General features: G+C 40.8%; 16 protein-coding genes. 14 read left to right on the top strand and 2 right to left on the bottom strand.

Translation table 11 applies throughout. The features are described from left to right. Positions 1–3 precede the first annotated feature (3 nt). Positions 4–852, top strand: coding sequence for a phosphotransferase (locus AC1DSB_RS01875; protein ID WP_477585609.1), 849 nt, complete (start codon positions 4–6; stop codon positions 850–852). Between the two features lie 66 nt (positions 853–918). Here the strand turns inward: AC1DSB_RS01875 and AC1DSB_RS01870 are convergent, their stop codons facing one another. Next, positions 919–1,098 (bottom strand): hypothetical protein, encoded by a 180-nt coding sequence (locus tag AC1DSB_RS01870; RefSeq protein WP_477531856.1) that lies wholly within the window; start codon positions 1,096–1,098, stop codon positions 919–921. Between the two features lie 203 nt (positions 1,099–1,301). Here AC1DSB_RS01870 and ruvA point away from each other — a divergent pair, with 203 nt between their 5' ends. From ruvA to AC1DSB_RS01840, 6 genes are all read left to right on the top strand, one after another. Then, on the top strand, positions 1,302–1,922 hold the full coding sequence (ruvA, locus tag AC1DSB_RS01865; RefSeq protein WP_477531855.1) for a Holliday junction branch migration protein RuvA: 621 nt from the start codon (positions 1,302–1,304) through the stop codon (positions 1,920–1,922). 18 nt (positions 1,923–1,940) lie between these two features. Further along, on the top strand, positions 1,941–2,942 hold the full coding sequence (gene ruvB, locus AC1DSB_RS01860) for a Holliday junction branch migration DNA helicase RuvB (protein ID WP_016426809.1): 1,002 nt from the start codon (positions 1,941–1,943) through the stop codon (positions 2,940–2,942). A gap of 20 nt (positions 2,943–2,962) precedes the next feature. Beyond that, complete coding sequence (queA, locus tag AC1DSB_RS01855; RefSeq protein WP_016426810.1) at positions 2,963–4,021, top strand: tRNA preQ1(34) S-adenosylmethionine ribosyltransferase-isomerase QueA; 1,059 nt, start codon at positions 2,963–2,965, stop codon at positions 4,019–4,021. Beyond that, positions 4,018–5,157, top strand: a complete 1,140-nt coding sequence (gene tgt / locus AC1DSB_RS01850) for a tRNA guanosine(34) transglycosylase Tgt (RefSeq protein WP_016426811.1) — start codon at positions 4,018–4,020, stop codon at positions 5,155–5,157. The genes queA and tgt overlap by 4 nt, the downstream gene beginning before the upstream one ends. Positions 5,158–5,253: 96 nt before the next feature. After that, complete coding sequence (yajC, locus tag AC1DSB_RS01845) at positions 5,254–5,526, top strand: preprotein translocase subunit YajC (RefSeq protein ID WP_016426812.1); 273 nt, start codon at positions 5,254–5,256, stop codon at positions 5,524–5,526. A gap of 100 nt (positions 5,527–5,626) precedes the next feature. Beyond that, entirely contained in the window at positions 5,627–6,277 is a 651-nt protein-coding gene (locus tag AC1DSB_RS01840) for a DUF421 domain-containing protein (RefSeq protein ID WP_477585607.1), read from the top strand. Here AC1DSB_RS01840 and AC1DSB_RS01835 read toward each other — a convergent pair. Continuing rightward, positions 6,261–7,766, bottom strand: a complete 1,506-nt coding sequence (locus tag AC1DSB_RS01835; RefSeq protein ID WP_477532391.1) for a putative polysaccharide biosynthesis protein — start codon at positions 7,764–7,766, stop codon at positions 6,261–6,263. The genes AC1DSB_RS01840 and AC1DSB_RS01835 overlap by 17 nt on opposite strands. 95 nt (positions 7,767–7,861) lie before the next feature. Between AC1DSB_RS01835 and AC1DSB_RS01830 the strand changes: the two genes are divergently transcribed. The 7 genes from AC1DSB_RS01830 (at position 7,862) to dtd (ending at position 16,974) form a co-directional block, all read left to right on the top strand. Beyond that, positions 7,862–8,212 carry a post-transcriptional regulator gene (locus AC1DSB_RS01830; protein WP_477532392.1) on the top strand — a complete coding sequence of 117 codons (351 nt, stop codon included), beginning with the start codon at positions 7,862–7,864 and terminating at the stop codon, positions 8,210–8,212. A gap of 108 nt (positions 8,213–8,320) precedes the next feature. After that, on the top strand, positions 8,321–10,603 hold the full coding sequence (secDF, locus tag AC1DSB_RS01825; RefSeq protein ID WP_477532393.1) for a protein translocase subunit SecDF: 2,283 nt from the start codon (positions 8,321–8,323) through the stop codon (positions 10,601–10,603). Positions 10,604–10,717: 114 nt separating this feature from the next. Continuing rightward, positions 10,718–11,140 carry a LapA family protein gene (locus tag AC1DSB_RS01820; RefSeq protein ID WP_477532394.1) on the top strand — a complete coding sequence of 141 codons (423 nt, stop codon included), beginning with the start codon at positions 10,718–10,720 and terminating at the stop codon, positions 11,138–11,140. A 150-nt stretch (positions 11,141–11,290) separates the two neighbouring features. Then, positions 11,291–13,645, top strand: a complete 2,355-nt coding sequence (gene recJ / locus AC1DSB_RS01815; RefSeq protein WP_477532395.1) for a single-stranded-DNA-specific exonuclease RecJ — start codon at positions 11,291–11,293, stop codon at positions 13,643–13,645. Continuing rightward, positions 13,636–14,148, top strand: a complete 513-nt coding sequence (locus tag AC1DSB_RS01810; protein ID WP_016426819.1) for an adenine phosphoribosyltransferase — start codon at positions 13,636–13,638, stop codon at positions 14,146–14,148. The genes recJ and AC1DSB_RS01810 overlap by 10 nt, the downstream gene beginning before the upstream one ends. A gap of 179 nt (positions 14,149–14,327) precedes the next feature. Beyond that, positions 14,328–16,523, top strand: a complete 2,196-nt coding sequence (locus AC1DSB_RS01805; RefSeq protein WP_477585605.1) for a RelA/SpoT family protein — start codon at positions 14,328–14,330, stop codon at positions 16,521–16,523. 10 nt (positions 16,524–16,533) lie between these two features. Next, positions 16,534–16,974, top strand: coding sequence for a D-aminoacyl-tRNA deacylase (dtd, locus tag AC1DSB_RS01800; protein ID WP_477532397.1), 441 nt, complete (start codon positions 16,534–16,536; stop codon positions 16,972–16,974). The last annotated feature ends 92 nt before the right edge of the window (positions 16,975–17,066 follow it).

Here is a 17,066-nt window from a genome sequence, read left to right as displayed (position 1 = left end):
AAAGTGGAACGAGGGCATTACGTTCAATTAAAGCCAAATGTGTGGAAATGGCAAATTGGACCCCATGCGTATTCATTAAAAAAATATGAATATGAATCAGATGCAAATAAGATTCGTTATATACATGAACAATTAACTAAAGCGGGTGCGGACTTCATGGTTCCAATTGAGCCATATCCAGATGCATTCGTCATCCAGCAACCGTGGATTGAAAGTGGGCGGAAAGTTCAGTTCAATCAATTAGAAGATCGGAAAAAATCTCTTGAAGTGCTCCATAAACTGCACGCAACGCGAAAGCAGGTTGAGTGGCAAAAGTCGGGTCTCTTTCACGAGATTGATTTGAATCGGAAATGGGCCCATCGTTTGGAAAAATGGCAACAAGTTGAGCCCTTTCTTATTCAAAAACTCGGTTCTTCCAAAACCCAGAGAATTACGAAACTCGCCAACGATTCTTTAGCACAGCTCAAGCCAATCAAACGTGATAACGTAACTCTACTGCACGGAGATGTCGTTCATCATAATTTTGTGCGTGATAATAAGAACCGTATGTATATCATTGACTTTGACTTGGCCTGCATAGGACCTGCAGAGGTGGAGCTTATTTTATGGGCTCACCGTGTCCTGCCGCATTTTGATTATGATTTACATGCACTTATAGAAGAACATCCATCTCTCATCAATGTAGATTGGAACTATTTATTATTTCCAAATGAATTGATGCGTGAGTGGTTGTATGCGACTACTTTGTCAGATCAACAATTGTTGGGATTTTTACCAAAGCTAAAGAAATTCACCAACCATGCGTTAAAAAGAATGCCGCAGCTATGGGAAGACTGTAGCCGCTTGACGTAAGACAACTGCATAAACAGAACAACACCCGTGATGACTGACATCACGGGTGTTGTTTGTTAATGACAATTATTCTTTTTCTTTTTCACTTTGTTGTTGCACGTCTTCTACTTTTTTATTTTCTTCATGATTGCTGTGCTCCTGGTTATATTGCAATGCTTTGCGGTTCAGTTCATTCACTTCACCTTGTTCGTTTTGATGGTTTTGTTGATTATTCTGATGCGTAAAGGTATTATTATTTTTTCCCATAAGTAATGCCTCCAAGTTTAGTATTTTAAGATATTGAACATCTTTTCCCAACAATGTTCTAATTGAAACATTTTCAGTCGTAGATAAATTGCAACTTGCTAGAATACATGTTGTTCGTATCGGCGTTTATTCCTCGGTTTCTTCCTGCGAACATCCGTTTTATATGCTATAATCAGTACGTTGAATGTGAGGAGAGACTTTAAATGTACGATTACATAAAAGGCTTGGTTACACGTATTACACCGGAATATATGACACTGGAACAGCAATCAATAGGTTGGCAGATTTACACGCCAAATCCTTACGCATTCCGAGTATCATCAGAACTCCAACAAATTTTCACCCACTTGCATGTCCGAGAAGATGCCCAATTGCTTTTTGGTTTTGTATCGCTTGATCAACGCGAGTTGTTCCGTAAGCTGATTCAAGTATCAGGCATCGGTCCAAAAGGGGCCTTGGCTATTTTGGCTAGTGGACAACCCTCTCAGGTTGTGCAAGCGATTGAACGGGAAGACGAGTCATTTTTAGTGAAATTCCCGGGTGTCGGAAAAAAAACGGCACGTCAAATGATTCTTGATTTAAAAGGAAAGCTTGGCGATTTATCAATCGACTTCGAAATGCCAAGCGGAGAAGATGAACTTCAATTATTCCCGGAGACGTCAGGCAAACACGAAATAGAAGAAGCATTCTTAGCCCTTGCGGCACTTGGTTACTCAGAACGTGAATTAACAAAAGTGCGTCCACAATTAGAGGCATTGCCCGAAGTACTTGATACGGAAGGCTATATGAAAAAAGCATTACAGTTGTTGTTGAAACTCAGTTAATGAAAGGAGGTCAACGTCATGCAAGAACGTGTGATTTCAAGCGGCGTCTCAGAATTCGATGAACGTTTTGAACAATCGTTGCGTCCGCAGTATTTGTCTCAGTACATTGGACAAGATAAAGTAAAGAATAATTTAGACATTTTTGTAAAAGCAGCAAAAATGCGTGAAGAGAGCTTGGATCATGTACTTCTGTATGGACCTCCAGGGCTAGGAAAAACAACTTTAGCTGCCGTTATTGCAAACGAAATGAACGTCAATATCCGTATGACGAGTGGTCCTGCGATTGAAAGACCAGGAGATCTTGCGGCAATTGTTAGCTCGCTTGAACCGGGTGACGTGTTGTTTATCGATGAAATCCATCGTCTGAATCGCTCAATTGAAGAAGTGTTATATCCCGCGATGGAGGACTTCTGTCTGGATATCGTCGTAGGAAAAGGACCATCAGCGAGGTCTGTCAGACTTGATTTGCCACCGTTTACTTTAATCGGTGCAACGACAAGAGCCGGTGCTTTATCGGCTCCCCTGCGAGATCGATTCGGCGTTCTGCTGAGACTTGATTACTATGACAACCAGGCGTTGACTGAAATTGTATCCCGTAGCGCAACATTGTTTGATGCGGAAATCGACCATCCATCTGCAGGTGAAATCGCCAGCCGCTCACGAGGTACTCCTCGTATTGCAAACCGTTTATTGAAGCGTGTACGCGATTTTGCCCAAGTCAGAGGAAATGGTACGATTTCGATTGAAACTGCTCAGGAGGCACTCGAACTCTTGCAAGTAGATGCACTTGGTCTTGACCATATTGACCACAAATTGATTTTGGGCATGATTGAACGTTTTCGTGGTGGCCCTGTTGGTCTCGACACCATCGCTGCAAGTATCGGTGAAGAATCGACAACTATAGAAGATGTCTATGAACCGTACCTTTTGCAAATCGGCTTCTTACAACGTACCCCTCGAGGGCGTGTGGTAACGAAACTCGCGTATGACCATTTTAACCTCCCATATTTTGAGGAATAAAGATTAAAGGAAGTATAATCATGCAAGTAGAAGATTTTGATTTTTATTTACCAGAAGAATTAATTGCACAGACGCCGCTTGCCGACCGAACATCGAGCAAGCTTTTAGTTTTAGATAAAGACAGTGGGGAAGTTACCCATCATACATTCAAACATATCGTAGATGAATTTCAGGCTGGAGATTGCCTAGTCCTAAATGATACACGCGTTCTTCCTGCACGACTGATGGGTGTAAAAGAAGAGACCGGTGCTAACATTGAACTTCTACTGTTGAAACAGACGGAAGAAGATGTGTGGGAGTCACTTGTTAAGCCTGCAAAACGTGTTAAAATTGGCACGGTCGTGTCATTTGGTGAAGGTTTGTTGCGTGCAGAATGTGTCGGAGAAGCCAACCACGGTGGACGTCTGTTTAAATTTACTTACGACGGCATTTTTTATGAAATTCTCGATCAGCTCGGAGATATGCCGTTGCCGCCATACATCCGCGAAAAACTTGATGATAAAGACCGTTATCAAACAGTTTTCGCAAAAGAAAGAGGTTCAGCAGCTGCTCCCACAGCCGGACTTCATTTTACGGACGACTTATTAAATGAAATTCGTGCAAAAGGCGTGGAAGTAGTGTTCATCACACTTCATGTTGGTCTTGGAACGTTCAGACCTGTCAGTGTCGATTCGATAGACGACCATGAAATGCACTCGGAATTTTATCGATTGTCACAAGAAACAGCAGATACAATTAACCGTGTGAAAACGTCAGGCGGTCGCATCATTTCTGTCGGTACTACTTCTACACGTACGCTTGAAACGGTAGCCAATAAATTTAATGGCCAATTGCAGGAAGATAACGGATGGACATCGATTTTCATTTTCCCAGGCTATGAATTTAAGTGCATTGACGGCTTGATTACAAATTTCCATTTACCGAAATCTACGCTTGTGATGTTGGTCAGTGCATTGACATCACGAGATAAAATTCTGAATGCTTATAAGCAGGCAGTAAACCATCAATACAGATTTTTCAGTTTTGGCGACGCGATGTTTATTCGCCCGTCCGCAAATCAGAAAGGAGTTCGTGCATGACAGCGATTCGATACGAACTAATTAAAACATGTAAACAAACAGGAGCGCGTTTAGGTATTGTTCATACACCTCACGGCTCATTTGAAACACCGACATTTATGCCAGTCGGTACACAAGCGACAGTTAAAACAATGTCTCCTGAAGAATTGAAAACGATGGAAGCCGGCATCATTTTGAGTAATACGTACCATTTATGGTTACGTCCAGGCCACGAAATTATTAAAGAAGCAGGCGGACTGCATAAATTCATGAACTGGGACCGTGCGATTTTAACGGATTCCGGTGGTTTCCAAGTCTTCAGTTTAAGCGAGTTCCGTAAAATTGAAGAAGAAGGCGTTCATTTCCGTAATCATATGAACGGTGATAAGCTCTTCTTAAGTCCTGAAAAAGCGATGGAAATACAAAACGCATTAGGCTCCGATATTATGATGGCATTCGATGAGTGCCCACCATTCCCTGCGACACGTGAATATATGAAATCAAGTGTAGAACGAACTTCTCGATGGGCTGAACGTTGTCTGAACGCACACGCGCGTCCTGAAGACCAAGGATTATTCGGGATTATCCAAGGTGGGGAATATGAAGATCTTCGCCGTCAAAGTGCCGCTGACCTTGTTTCAATGGATTTCCCGGGCTACGCAATTGGTGGATTGTCTGTAGGGGAGCCGAAAGACATCATGAATCGTGTGCTTGAATTCACGACACCATTCATGCCTTCTGATAAACCAAGGTACTTAATGGGCGTCGGTTCACCGGATTCTCTAATCGACGGAGCCATTCGCGGTGTTGATATGTTTGACTGTGTGTTGCCAACGCGTATTGCTCGTAATGGTACATTGATGACAAGTAACGGCCGTTTAGTTGCCAAAGGGGCTAAATATGCCCGTGATTTCGGACCAATCGATGAAAACTGTGATTGTTACGTATGTAAAAACTACTCTCGTGCTTATATCCGCCATTTAATCAAAGCGGAAGAAACGTTTGGGATTCGTTTGACTTCCTATCACAACTTGCATTTCTTGATGAATTTGATGAAACAAGTTCGTCAGGCAATTCGTGAAGATCGTCTTGGAGATTTCCGCGAGGAGTTCTTCGAACAGTACGGATACAACAAACCGAATGCAAAAAATTTCTGATTCTTGTATACTTAATGTAAAGGTTGTTTAAAAAGTTTGTATTTCAATGCTTCTTTTTGGACATGCGCTTATATAGAGAAAGGGGGAAATAATATAATGGATCAATTAATGGCCTTAGCGCCTATAATTTTGATGTTCGTAGTGATGTGGTTTTTCATCATCCGTCCAGCACAAAAACGTCAAAAAACAACAGCTTCTATGCAATCTAGTTTAAAACGTGGGGATCGTATCGTAACAGTGGGTGGCCTTCACGCGTTGGTAGATGCAGTGGATGATGCAACTGTATTTGTTACAGTAGCAGACGGCACTCGTCTTCAGTTCGAACGTGCGGCTATCGCTCGCATCTTGGACGCTTCTCCAGCACTATAAAATGTAAAAAATCAAAACCTGTTCTCCTTTAAAGGAAAACAGGTTTTTTTGTATATTGCTTCGTTTTTTCTCTCATACTCAATAGAAAAAGGGGATGCGTATGAGTGATTTATTCGTTGTAGCATGGAGAACCATTTTTCTCTACATGCTAATATTGTTTATTTTCAGAATCATGGGTAAGCGGGAAGTCGRCGAATTAAGCTTGATGGACTTAGTCATTTTCGTCATGATTGCAGATGTTGCTTCATTTGCAATCGATAACCCGCGACGCAGTTTGTTTGAATCCATTCTGCCCATGATTCTTTTACTTTTGATTCAAATCGGAGCATCTTATTGGTCATTGAAAAGCAAGAAAATCCGTGATTTGATTGATGGAGATCCTTCGGTCATTATACGTAACGGCGAAATCATTGAATCAGAAATGCGCAAACACCGCTACAACTTGGATGACTTATTCCAGCAGCTTCGTGAACAGCAGATTGGCTCGATTCAAGATGTGTCTTATGCATTTTTGGAGCCCTCTGGAAACTTATCTGTCTTCAAAAATGATGGTGATCATCCAGTGTTGCCACTTATCGTCGATGGAGATATACAGGAAAACCATCTCGACCTGATCCAGCAGGATAAAGAATGGTTGCTCGATGAATTACAAAAAATCCATATTCATGATCCCAGAACCGTATTCTATTGTAGTTATGAACGGGAAAAATTATATGTGCAAATGAGAGAGCGATTTAAGTCTTCTTTATAAGTTTACGAAGGAGACGGACATCTGAGATCTGAAGCTGACCAAATACAAGCAATCCGAGGAATATCAATGCTGCCGTCACCATGCTATCAGCCAACCAAGGCATTTCACCTAAAGGCCAGATGACTGGACGAAGAATCGTGACAATGATAAACAGCAGGTAGGGAAGTGCGAAAAACGTGAAGCCAATGCCGGCTTCTTTTTTTTGTCTGAGTGTTGCCATATGTAAGAATGACGTTAAACAAACACCGAAACCGATGGCTAAAATCGCACCTTTTTCTTCCACACCAGGTTGGGAAGCCAATACAAACATGACAAATAATTTTCCTAGTCCACCGTAAATTGAATTCATCATAGCAGCTTTTGCTTCATGCATCGCTTGTAGGATGGCATGGAGCGGACTCTGGATGTAATAGAAAAAGAATACAGGTGCAAGTAGAGCCATGTACCCTTTTCCTTCTGTTACATGGAAGAGCACGCGGACGATGTGTTCACCGTGCAAATAAAAAATAGTTGCAGCAAAACATCCGGTAATGGCTGACACCCGCATGGCTAGTGATACACGCTCCTGAAGCATCGACCGGTTGGAGCGTGCTCTCGCGTCACTGACAGCAGGGACCAACACAATGGACAAGGCGTATGGAATAAACGCAGGGAATAACAGCAACGGGATAAAGACTGCCGAGATCATACCGTATAAATTGGTTGCGGCCACCGCCCCGACTCCTGCGACTGAAAGTGCCTTAATAAAAACAATCGGTTCCAAAAACCATGTGAAAGATCCGAACAATCGACTGCCTGCAGAAGGCAATGCTATCTGTAAAATAGGTGAAGAGGGATAATTAATTTTATTTTCTTTTATTGTTTTTACTCGCTTGTATTTCCACCACAAGTATAGGAACGAAACGAGTTCCGCAATCAGAGCCATTGTCATTGCTGCCGCCGCAGTTGATGCCGGACTTGATTGATTGACCACATATGGCAATAGCCACGTGACAAGTCCAATGCGGAAGAATTGCTCAATCAACGACGACCAGGCAGTTTCCTCTACTTTGGCGAGTCCTTGGAAATAACCTTTGAGTACACCTGAAAAAGCGGCGATCGGAATCGTCAATAAGCCGATAATAAGTGTTTGGCTCATAGCTTCATTTTCCATCAAGTTCGTTGCGACAAATGGAACCGTAAAGTATAAGAGTGGTCCGAATAGAATGATGGAAACCCAAGTTAATTTCCACACTTTGCGCATGAGTGCCTGTATCTCGGCATGTTTTTTCCCTGCATACAACTCAGCGGTAATTTTGGCAACAGCGATTGGCAAACCGAGCTGGATTAACGATAAGAAAAAAATAAACGCTGGGTAAGCTGCTGAATATATACCAACTGCTTCCTCACCTGCGATTCGCACAAACTGAATGCGAAAAACAAAGCCAAACAATTTCGATAAAAAAACAGCGCCCATTAATACCATCGTTCCACGTAAAAATGTCGACAATTATGCCACTTCCTTCTCAAGTCAAAGAAATTCGTATACAATATTCGTATGCGAAAATAACGATGCTTAAAACCGAAGAAGAGGGAAGTGTTTCAATGAGTGTTAAGTATGAAGAATTATTTGAACTTGTGCGACCCGCATTGGAAAGTAAAGTTGCCGAATTTCGGGTGTATAATTACAACTCTGTCACGGAAGTGGATGTCTGGAATTATTGTATTAATAAAAAATGGCGAAAACGTGACATTCAAGAAATGCGAGTATCTGAATTGGTAAATGATATATTGGAAACTTCGCCCGCACAGTACATGACACACACTCAAATTGAAGACTTCAGAACTTCAAATTGGTTCTCGGAACTCAATCAAGGAGATCTTCAGGAACTATTGAAACCGAATGTTAAAGCATCAAAGTCGAGCATTGTTATAGCTAAATCGTCAGAATCTTAAGGACATTTGACACGTGGCGTAACGTGTTTCATAATAATCATGTTGCGCTTTTTTTCGAGAGTGGTGATTTTAGATCGCCATTTGACAAGTTGAGGAGGAAGTTTACATATGAAAACCAGAGGCCGAATAATCGCATTTTTATTACTCATCGTAGTATTTGCGGCTTCCATCAGTACAACCGCTCAATCGGTTGTCAGCAATATTAAACTAGGATTAGATTTACAGGGTGGTTTTGAAGTTCTCTATCAAGTTAAACCATTGGAGAACGAGAAAGACCAGAAAATCACTGAAGAAGTGCTTGCTGATACTGCGGAAGCTCTGTTAAACCGTATAAATGTCTTAGGAGTCAGTGAGCCGGTCATTCAAGTTGAAGGCGAAGATCGTATTCGTGTGCAACTTGCGGGGGTTGAAGATCAAGAATCCGCTCGAGAATTGTTATCAACGCAAGCGAATTTAACTTTCCGTGATGTTGAAGATAATTTAATGCTGGATGGTTCTGATTTAAAAGAAGGTGGAGCAAAAGCGACATTTGATGATAAAAATCGTCCGATGGTCACACTGGAACTAAAAGATCCTGCTAAATTTGCAGAAGTGACTCAAGAAATCAGTCAAAAACCAGTTGGTCAAAACTTATTGGTAATCTGGTTGGACTTTGAAGAAGGAAAGGATTCTTTCGCTAAAGAAATGTCGAAAGAAAAACCTAAATTTGTTTCAAGTCCTACTGTGAGTGAACGAATCAATTCAAATAATGTTCAAATCAGTGGTTCATTTACAGTTGAAGAGACAAAAAGTTTAGCAGGCGTATTAAATGCAGGTGCATTGCCGGTTAAATTGGTAGAAAAATATTCAACTTCAGTTGGAGCCCAGTTCGGTGAAAAAGCCCTGACATCTACGATTTTTGCTGGAGTAGTAGGGACTATATTAGTTGCTTTATTTATGCTTCTTTATTACCGTCTTCCAGGTTTGGTTGCAGTAATAACATTAGCAGTGTTTGTTTATTTAAATTTATTGGTCTTTGAACTGATCAATGGAGTTTTAACCTTGCCAGGTATCGCAGCGATTATTCTGGGAATCGGTATAGCAGTAGATGCAAACATCATCACAGCTGAACGAATAAAAGAAGAAATACGTATTGGTAGGTCTATTAATGCAGCATTTAAAAACGGTGCAAAAGATTCGTTTTCTGCTATTTTTGACTCCCATATCACTTCTTTATTAGCCTCTGCCGTATTGTTCTATTTTGGGACAAGTTCTGTTAAAGGCTTTGCGATTACATTGATCATCAGTATTTTAGTTAGTTTCATTACCGCTGTATGGGGATCACGAATACTATTAGGCTTACTTGTAAATAGTGGATTCTTCGATGGCAAGCCTTGGTTATTTGGGGTCAAAAAATCAACGATTCATCATGCTGATGAAAATTATAGTGCTTTGGATTTGCCAACAAAATTTGATCGATTTGATTTTGTTAAATCACGTAAAAAATTCTTTACGGCGTCCCTTGCTTTCCTTGCAATTGGGATGATATTACTTGGGATTTTCCGCTTGAACTTAGGTATTGATTTCTCAAGTGGTACACGAGTTGAAATCCTATCTGAAGATTCTTTGACAAAAGAGGAATTAATCACTTATTTGGAGTCGATTGATCATCCTTCTGAAGATATTGTCATTTCAGGTGATAAAAAAGAAATTGGCGTTATTCGATATAATGAAGATTTCTCCCAGAAAGAAATCAATAAATTGAAAGCGACAATCAGTGATGAATATGGTGCTGAACCAAACATCAGCACGGTATCTCCGACTGTCGGAAAAGAACTTGCAAAAAATGCAGTTAAAGCCTTAATTTTCGCTTCTATTGGGATTATCATTTACACAGCATTCCGATTTGAATGGAAAATGGGGATATCAGCAATATTAACTCTTTTATACGATGCATTCTTCATGGTAGCGGTATTCAGTATTTTCCGCTTGGAAGTGGATGTTACCTTTATTGCGGCAATCTTAACGATTGTAGGTTACTCGATTAATGATACAATCGTTACATTTGACCGTATTCGTGAAAACATGAAACGCTCGAAGAAAATCGAGACAGAAGAAGAACTTGCAACGATTGTTAACAAGTCACTTCGCCAGACACTTGGACGATCCGTTAACACGGTTTTAACGGTTGTCATGGTTGTAGTCGCATTATTGCTATTCGGTGCAGAATCCATTCGTAATTTCTCATTGGCTTTATTAATCGGTTTAATTTCCGGTACGTATTCTTCAATCTTCATCGCTGCACAGCTTTGGTTCGTGTTCAAAAAACGCGAATTGAAAAAACGTGGAACAATTGATGTTGAAGAAGATGAGAACAAGAAAAAATGGGGTTCTGACGAGCCTGTCGTATAACAAGCACGTAAAGTTTATAAATAATGAGGAACAGGGTATAGATAACTATGCTCTGTTCCTTTTTTTTGTGTATTATGGAACAACCAATATTTTGAATACTGAGGAGGGAACTGGATGAAATTTCAATGGTCTTTATTATTTGCACTTATTTTTGCAGTGGTTGTTGCCATTTTTGCAGTCGTCAATGTGGATACGGTACCGGTCAATTACGTCTTCGGCACCGCCCAATGGCCACTCATTTTAGTTATTTTAGTGTCAGCCTTATTAGGAGCACTAGTGAGTGGATCAGTCGCCATTTTCCGTTCATTCGTATTTCAGCGTCGTGTGAAGCAGCTGGAGAAAGATAATACAGTAAAAGAATCACTGATTGCGGCACAGCAAAATGAAATCTCGGCTTTAAACAAAAATGTACCTGTTCGTTACCAGAATGCACATTTGGCTAATGAAGATACCAATAGCGGAACTAAAGTACACCCACCGATTAGCGAAGGCGATATTAAAAATGATACAAAAGCAGATGTCCGTTCCACTAGTTAAGTTGAATGAAGCGCTCATTATGGGTGCTTTTTTTGTTGTTTCCAACTAGTTAGAGGTTTAGTTGGAACTCATATTTAAACATAAGATATTTGAAGAATTACAGAGCTGACGAGATACGTTATAATGGTATTAATGAGGAAGTGACTAAAGATGATTGAATCAAAAAAGAGATGGCGTATGGAAAGACCAAATGACCAAATCGTTCAACATTTAAAAGAAGCATTGAATTTACCGACTGTATCTGCGAAACTTCTAGCGTCTCGCGGATTTTCTGATGTCAACAAAACGAAAGCGTTTTTACATATGGACGAATCATCCATGCATGATCCGTTTTTATTGCACGATATGGATAAAGCAGTGGAGCGTATTAAAAAAGCAATTGCTGATGAGGAAATGATTTTGGTATACGGCGATTACGATGCAGATGGTGTGACGAGTACTTCTGTCATGATGACTGTGCTCCAACAACTGAATGCCAATGTAATGTTTGCCATTCCAAATCGATTTGTTGATGGCTATGGTCCGAGTGAACGATTATTTAAAGAAGCATTTGAAGATGGTGTGAGTCTCATCATTACGGTGGATAACGGAATCTCAGGCATCAATGAAATTCAATTAGCCAAGGAATTAGGTATGGACGTTATTGTAACCGATCACCATGAAGCAGGTGAGATTCTACCACCTGCTGATGCCATTATTCATCCAAGACATCCTCTGGGAAGTTATCCTTTCGGAGAATTAGCGGGTGTCGGTGTAGCCTTTAAAGTGGCACATGCTTTACTCGGTGAAGTGCCGAAAGAACTGTTGGAACTTGTTGCAATCGGGACAATAGCCGACCTGGTTTCTTTGCACGATGAAAATCGATACTTTGTACAAGCAGGCATCAAACAATTGCGGATGTCAAAAAGACCGGCAATCAAGGCACTGTGTCAGATTGCAGGCACTGAACAAAATCAAATCAACGAAGAGACGATTGGCTTTATGTTCGGTCCACGCATAAATGCATTAGGTCGATTGGCGGATGCAGGTCCAGGTGTCGATATGTTTTTGACAACAGATTCTGTGGAAGCGGCATCCCTTGCGAAAGTATTGGACACGCATAATAAAGAACGACAGGGCATAGTCAGCCAAATGACCGAAGAAGCCATCGCGGTGGTGGAATCAGGTGAAATTGGAAAAAATCCATTGGTGATTGTCGTGGCGAAAGAAGGCTGGAATCCTGGAGTAGTTGGAATTGTTGCGTCCCGCTTGGTTGAAAAGTATTACCGCCCAACAATCGTTCTGGGTCTCGATTCAGAAAAGGGAATTGCTAAAGGTTCCGCACGAAGTATTGAGGGTTTCCACTTATATAATGAACTTGCTAAAAATCGTGATATTTTGCCTCATTTTGGAGGACATCCAATGGCAGCAGGTATGACCCTGCCAATAGAAAAAGTTACGGATTTGCGTACTAGATTGCTAGAGCAAGCCGAGCAGTCATTAACAGAAGAAGATTTACTACCTGTTCAACAGATCGATATTTCCATCAACCTCGAAGAAATTGATTTGTCGACAATTGAGTCACTGAAACAACTGGGACCCTTCGGTATGGATTTTCCAAAGCCGATGTACTGTATTGAAAACGTCAATATTTCGTCCATGAGAAAAATAGGCGCGAATCAAAATCATGTGAAAATGGAGCTCGCTGATGGTCCACTGACGCTCGATGCTGTTGGCTTCAGCAAAGGCCATCTGGCAGATGAAATGACGCCAGGAGTCGCTGTGTCATTTATTGGTGACTTGCAAATCAATGAGTGGAACGGTCGCAAGAAACCGCAATTCATGATTGAAGATGCGAAAACGGATGAATGGCAACTATATGACATACGTGGGATTCGACAAGTAAATAGATGGCATCAGATGATTCAGCCTGACAATACCTTGTATCTTGCGTTCCATCAATCAACAGTTCATCATTTTCAATCGTTATTGAATGCTGATATTAAGTTGATTTCCAAAGCACAATCTTTACCGGACGCGAAACCATATATCGTTTTGCTTGATATTCCGGAACAGGAAGAAGTATTGGAAACTGTTTTGACACATGTACAACCGAAACGGATTTATGCTCATTTTTATGCTCCAGAATCCACTTATTTTGAAGGAATGCCTAGCCGCGATCACTTTAAATGGTATTATGGATTTTTGGCTAAACGTCCTTCATTCGATTTGCAACAACACGCGAAAGATCTTGCCAAACATAAAGGATGGAGCGAAAGTACATTATTTTTCATGACAGAGGTGTTTTTTGACCTTGGTTTTGTTAAAATAAACAGTGGACGAATTGACCTGCAGGAAACAGTGAATAAACGCGACCTTGCAGAGTCGACGATATATCAAATGCGCGAGAAAAAAATGCAGCTTGAACAAAAGCTTTTATATGCGCCATATATGGAATTAAGACAATGGTTTGATGCCCGCTTAGCCGAGCAGACCGTTCCTGAGGAGGAGCAAGTATGGATTTAAAGCAATATGTAACAATAGTGGAAGATTGGCCGAAACCAGGTATCCGTTTTAAAGATATTTCAACAATCATGGACAATGGTGAAGCTTACAAATATGCAACTGATCAAATCGTCGAATATGCGAAAGAAAAGAACATAGATATGATAGTTGGTCCTGAAGCACGTGGATTTATTATCGGTTGTCCGGTCGCTTATGCGATGGGTAAAGGGTTTGCTCCTGTTCGTAAAGAAGGGAAATTACCTCGTGAAGTAATTCGTGCGGAATATGACCTTGAGTATGGAACGAACGTCCTGACGATGCATAAAGATGCGATTAAACCGGGTCAACGTGTCATGATTTGTGACGACTTGCTTGCAACGGGTGGAACGGTCGAAGCAACAATCACACTCATTGAACAAATGGGTGGAGTGGTTGCGGGATGTGCATTCCTAATTGAGTTAACTTACCTCGATGGACGCGAAAAATTAAAGGGCTACGACATTTGCACTTTGATGCAATATTAAGGTTGAAAGAAGATGAACTAATCAAGTTCATCTTTTTTTTATTAAAAAGTATGTTGATTTTTTGAATGACCATATAATAAAAGACAATATCTTGTAGCATTTAGGGTGCAAGAAGTGTTTATCTAATATACAATAGTCTTTACATATATTCGAAAGTGAATGGAGTCTAGTGATTCGACATGGCGAAAGACCAAATATTTACAGCTGAAGAAGTGTTCGCACTTGTCGCTACGTACATGAATGACAAAAACGTGCAATTTGTCAAAAAGTCGTATGAAATGGCGGAGCATGCTCATCGAGAACAGTTCAGAAAATCAGGAGAGCCTTATATTATTCATCCGATTCAAGTGGCGGGGATATTGGCAGAACTTCAAATGGATCCTGCAACAGTAGCTGCAGGTTTTTTACATGATGTCGTAGAAGATACGGATATCCATAGAGATGACATCGTTCGCGAATTCAGTGAAGAAGTGGCGATGTTGGTGGAAGGTGTCACAAAGTTAAGTAAAATTAAATTCATGTCGAAAGAAGAACAGCAAGCGGAAAATCACCGCAAAATGTTCGTGGCGATGGCACAGGACATTCGTGTCATTTTAATTAAATTGGCTGATCGATTGCACAATATGCGCACATTGAAATTCCAACCTGTTGAAAAGCAAAGGCTTAAAGCAAGTGAAACGCTGGAAATTTTCGCTCCCCTGGCACACCGACTTGGGATTTCCACGATCAAATGGGAACTTGAAGACATTTCGTTGCGCTATTTAAATCCCCAGCAATACTACCGCATCGTGAATTTGATGAAACGAAAACGCAATGAGCGTGAAGATTACTWGAATAATGTGATGGTCGATATTAAAAGTGAGCTTGAAGACGTTGAAATCGAAGCGGATTTATATGGCCGACCAAAACATATTTACAGCATTTATAAAAAAATGGTCCTGCAAAACAAGCAGTTTAACGAAATCTATGATTTGCTTGCCGTACGAATAACAGTCGAAAGTATTAAAGACTGTTACGCAGTTCTAGGAATTATCCATACACTTTGGAAGCCGATGCCTGGACGTTTCAAAGATTATATTGCCATGCCAAAACAAAATTTGTATCAGTCACTCCATACAACGGTCGTTGGTCCTCAAGGAGATCCTTTGGAAGTACAAATCCGGACAGCAGAGATGCATCGCATCGCTGAATACGGGGTTGCTGCACATTGGGCATACAAAGAAGGCAAAACAGTGGAGTCTTCTAATAAATCGGTTGATTCGAAGCTCACATGGTTCAGGGAAATTTTGGAGTACCAAAATGAGTCCTCGAATGCAGAAGAATTTATGGAATCTCTTAAATTCGATTTATTCTCGGATATGGTTTATGTATTTTCTCCAAAAGGGGATGTAATGGAGCTTCCTGCAGGTTCGGTTCCCATTGATTTTGCTTTTCGCGTGCATTCCGAAATCGGTAACAAGACCATCGGTGCAAAAGTAAACGGAAAAATGGTGCCACTTGATACGAAGCTGCAAACAGGTGATATCGTAGAGATATTAACTTCCAAGCAATCATTTGGACCTAGTCGAGATTGGCTGAAAATCGCCCAATCCTCACAAGCCAAAAATAAAATAAAGCAGTTCTTCAAAAAACAAGTTCGTGATGACAATGTCCATAAAGGGCATGAAATGATTGAAAAAGAAATAAAAGCACAAGAGTTTGATATTAAAGAAGTATTAACGAATGAAAATATCAAACGCGTATGTGAAAAGTTCAATTTCACGAGCGAAGAAGATATGTATGCAGCAGTAGGATTTAACGGCATTACTGCACAGCAGGTAGTAAACCGTCTGGCAGAGAAAATGCGTAAGATACGTGATCAGGAAGAAGCTTTAGAGAAAATCACTAAAGAAATGCACACGCCAACTATTCGAAAAGCAACCGAATCAGGTGTTATTGTCAAAGGAATCGACAACTTGCTTATCCGCTTATCCCGTTGCTGTAGTCCGGTTCCGGGTGATGAAATCGTCGGTTTTATTACAAAAGGCCGCGGGGTTTCAGTTCATCGAGACGATTGCCCGAATGTGCAGGATGCAACAGGGAATGAACGTATAATTGACGTTGAGTGGGGACAGCCAACGACGGCGACGCGTAAGGAATATCAAGTCGATATTGAAATTTCCGCTTTCGATCGTCCTGGTTTATTGAACGAAGTGATGCAAGTGGTGAATGAAGCGAAAACTAATATTTCAGCAGTCAGTGGTAAAGCAGATCGCGATAAGATAGCTACCATCAATATGACCATCATGATTACAAATATTGCACATTTACACAAAATTGTTGAACGAATTAAACAAATTCCAGATATTCATTCCGTACAACGAATGACGAATTGAGGGTTTAGTTTTGAAAGTCGTATTACAGCGAAGTTTAGAAGCAAAAGTTACAGTTAATGGGGAAGTCACCGGGCAAATCGATAAAGGTTTGGTTCTGCTCGTGGGCATTACCCATGAAGATACCGAAGAAGATGTTCGCTATGTAGCAGAAAAAGTGGCGAATCTTCGTTTGTTTGAAGATGAAACCGGGAAAATGAATCTATCCATTTTTGAAGCAGGTGGCTCTATCTTATCCGTTTCCCAATTTACACTTTATGGAGATACTAGAAAAGGCAGAAGACCGAGCTTCAGTGAAGCGGCCAAACCCGATATCGCGAAGCCGCTTTGGGATTTATTTAACGAAGAACTTCGTAATTTGAATTTACATGTCGAAACAGGTGTCTTTGGCGCAATGATGGATGTATCTTTGACGAATGACGGTCCCGTGACATTGATTGTGGAATCAAAATAAATAGAAAACACCCTTTTTCAATACGAAACCATTTCATATGGCTCGTAGTTGAAAAGGGTGTTTTTTTTATTTGGCTTGGTAAAGGATATGGT

The organism is Paenisporosarcina sp. P4_E4_2, assembly GCF_056401595.1.
Note: the sequence above shows the minus strand (reverse complement) of the source record. Positions and strands in the feature narration are given on the sequence as shown.

What these genes read in the sequence shown, in the direction of transcription:
- AC1DSB_RS01870 (WP_477531856.1), bottom strand. Translation starts at nt 1,098, where the DNA reads ATGGGAAAAAATAATAATACCTTTACGCATCAGAATAATCAACAAAAC.
- ruvA (WP_477531855.1), top strand. Translation starts at nt 1,302, where the DNA reads ATGTACGATTACATAAAAGGCTTGGTTACACGTATTACACCGGAATAT.
- ruvB (WP_016426809.1), top strand. Translation starts at nt 1,941, where the DNA reads ATGCAAGAACGTGTGATTTCAAGCGGCGTCTCAGAATTCGATGAACGT.
- queA (WP_016426810.1), top strand. Translation starts at nt 2,963, where the DNA reads ATGCAAGTAGAAGATTTTGATTTTTATTTACCAGAAGAATTAATTGCA.
- tgt (WP_016426811.1), top strand. Translation starts at nt 4,018, where the DNA reads ATGACAGCGATTCGATACGAACTAATTAAAACATGTAAACAAACAGGA.
- yajC (WP_016426812.1), top strand. Translation starts at nt 5,254, where the DNA reads ATGGATCAATTAATGGCCTTAGCGCCTATAATTTTGATGTTCGTAGTG.
- AC1DSB_RS01830 (WP_477532392.1), top strand. Translation starts at nt 7,862, where the DNA reads ATGAGTGTTAAGTATGAAGAATTATTTGAACTTGTGCGACCCGCATTG.
- secDF (WP_477532393.1), top strand. Translation starts at nt 8,321, where the DNA reads ATGAAAACCAGAGGCCGAATAATCGCATTTTTATTACTCATCGTAGTA.
- AC1DSB_RS01820 (WP_477532394.1), top strand. Translation starts at nt 10,718, where the DNA reads ATGAAATTTCAATGGTCTTTATTATTTGCACTTATTTTTGCAGTGGTT.
- recJ (WP_477532395.1), top strand. Translation starts at nt 11,291, where the DNA reads ATGATTGAATCAAAAAAGAGATGGCGTATGGAAAGACCAAATGACCAA.
- AC1DSB_RS01810 (WP_016426819.1), top strand. Translation starts at nt 13,636, where the DNA reads ATGGATTTAAAGCAATATGTAACAATAGTGGAAGATTGGCCGAAACCA.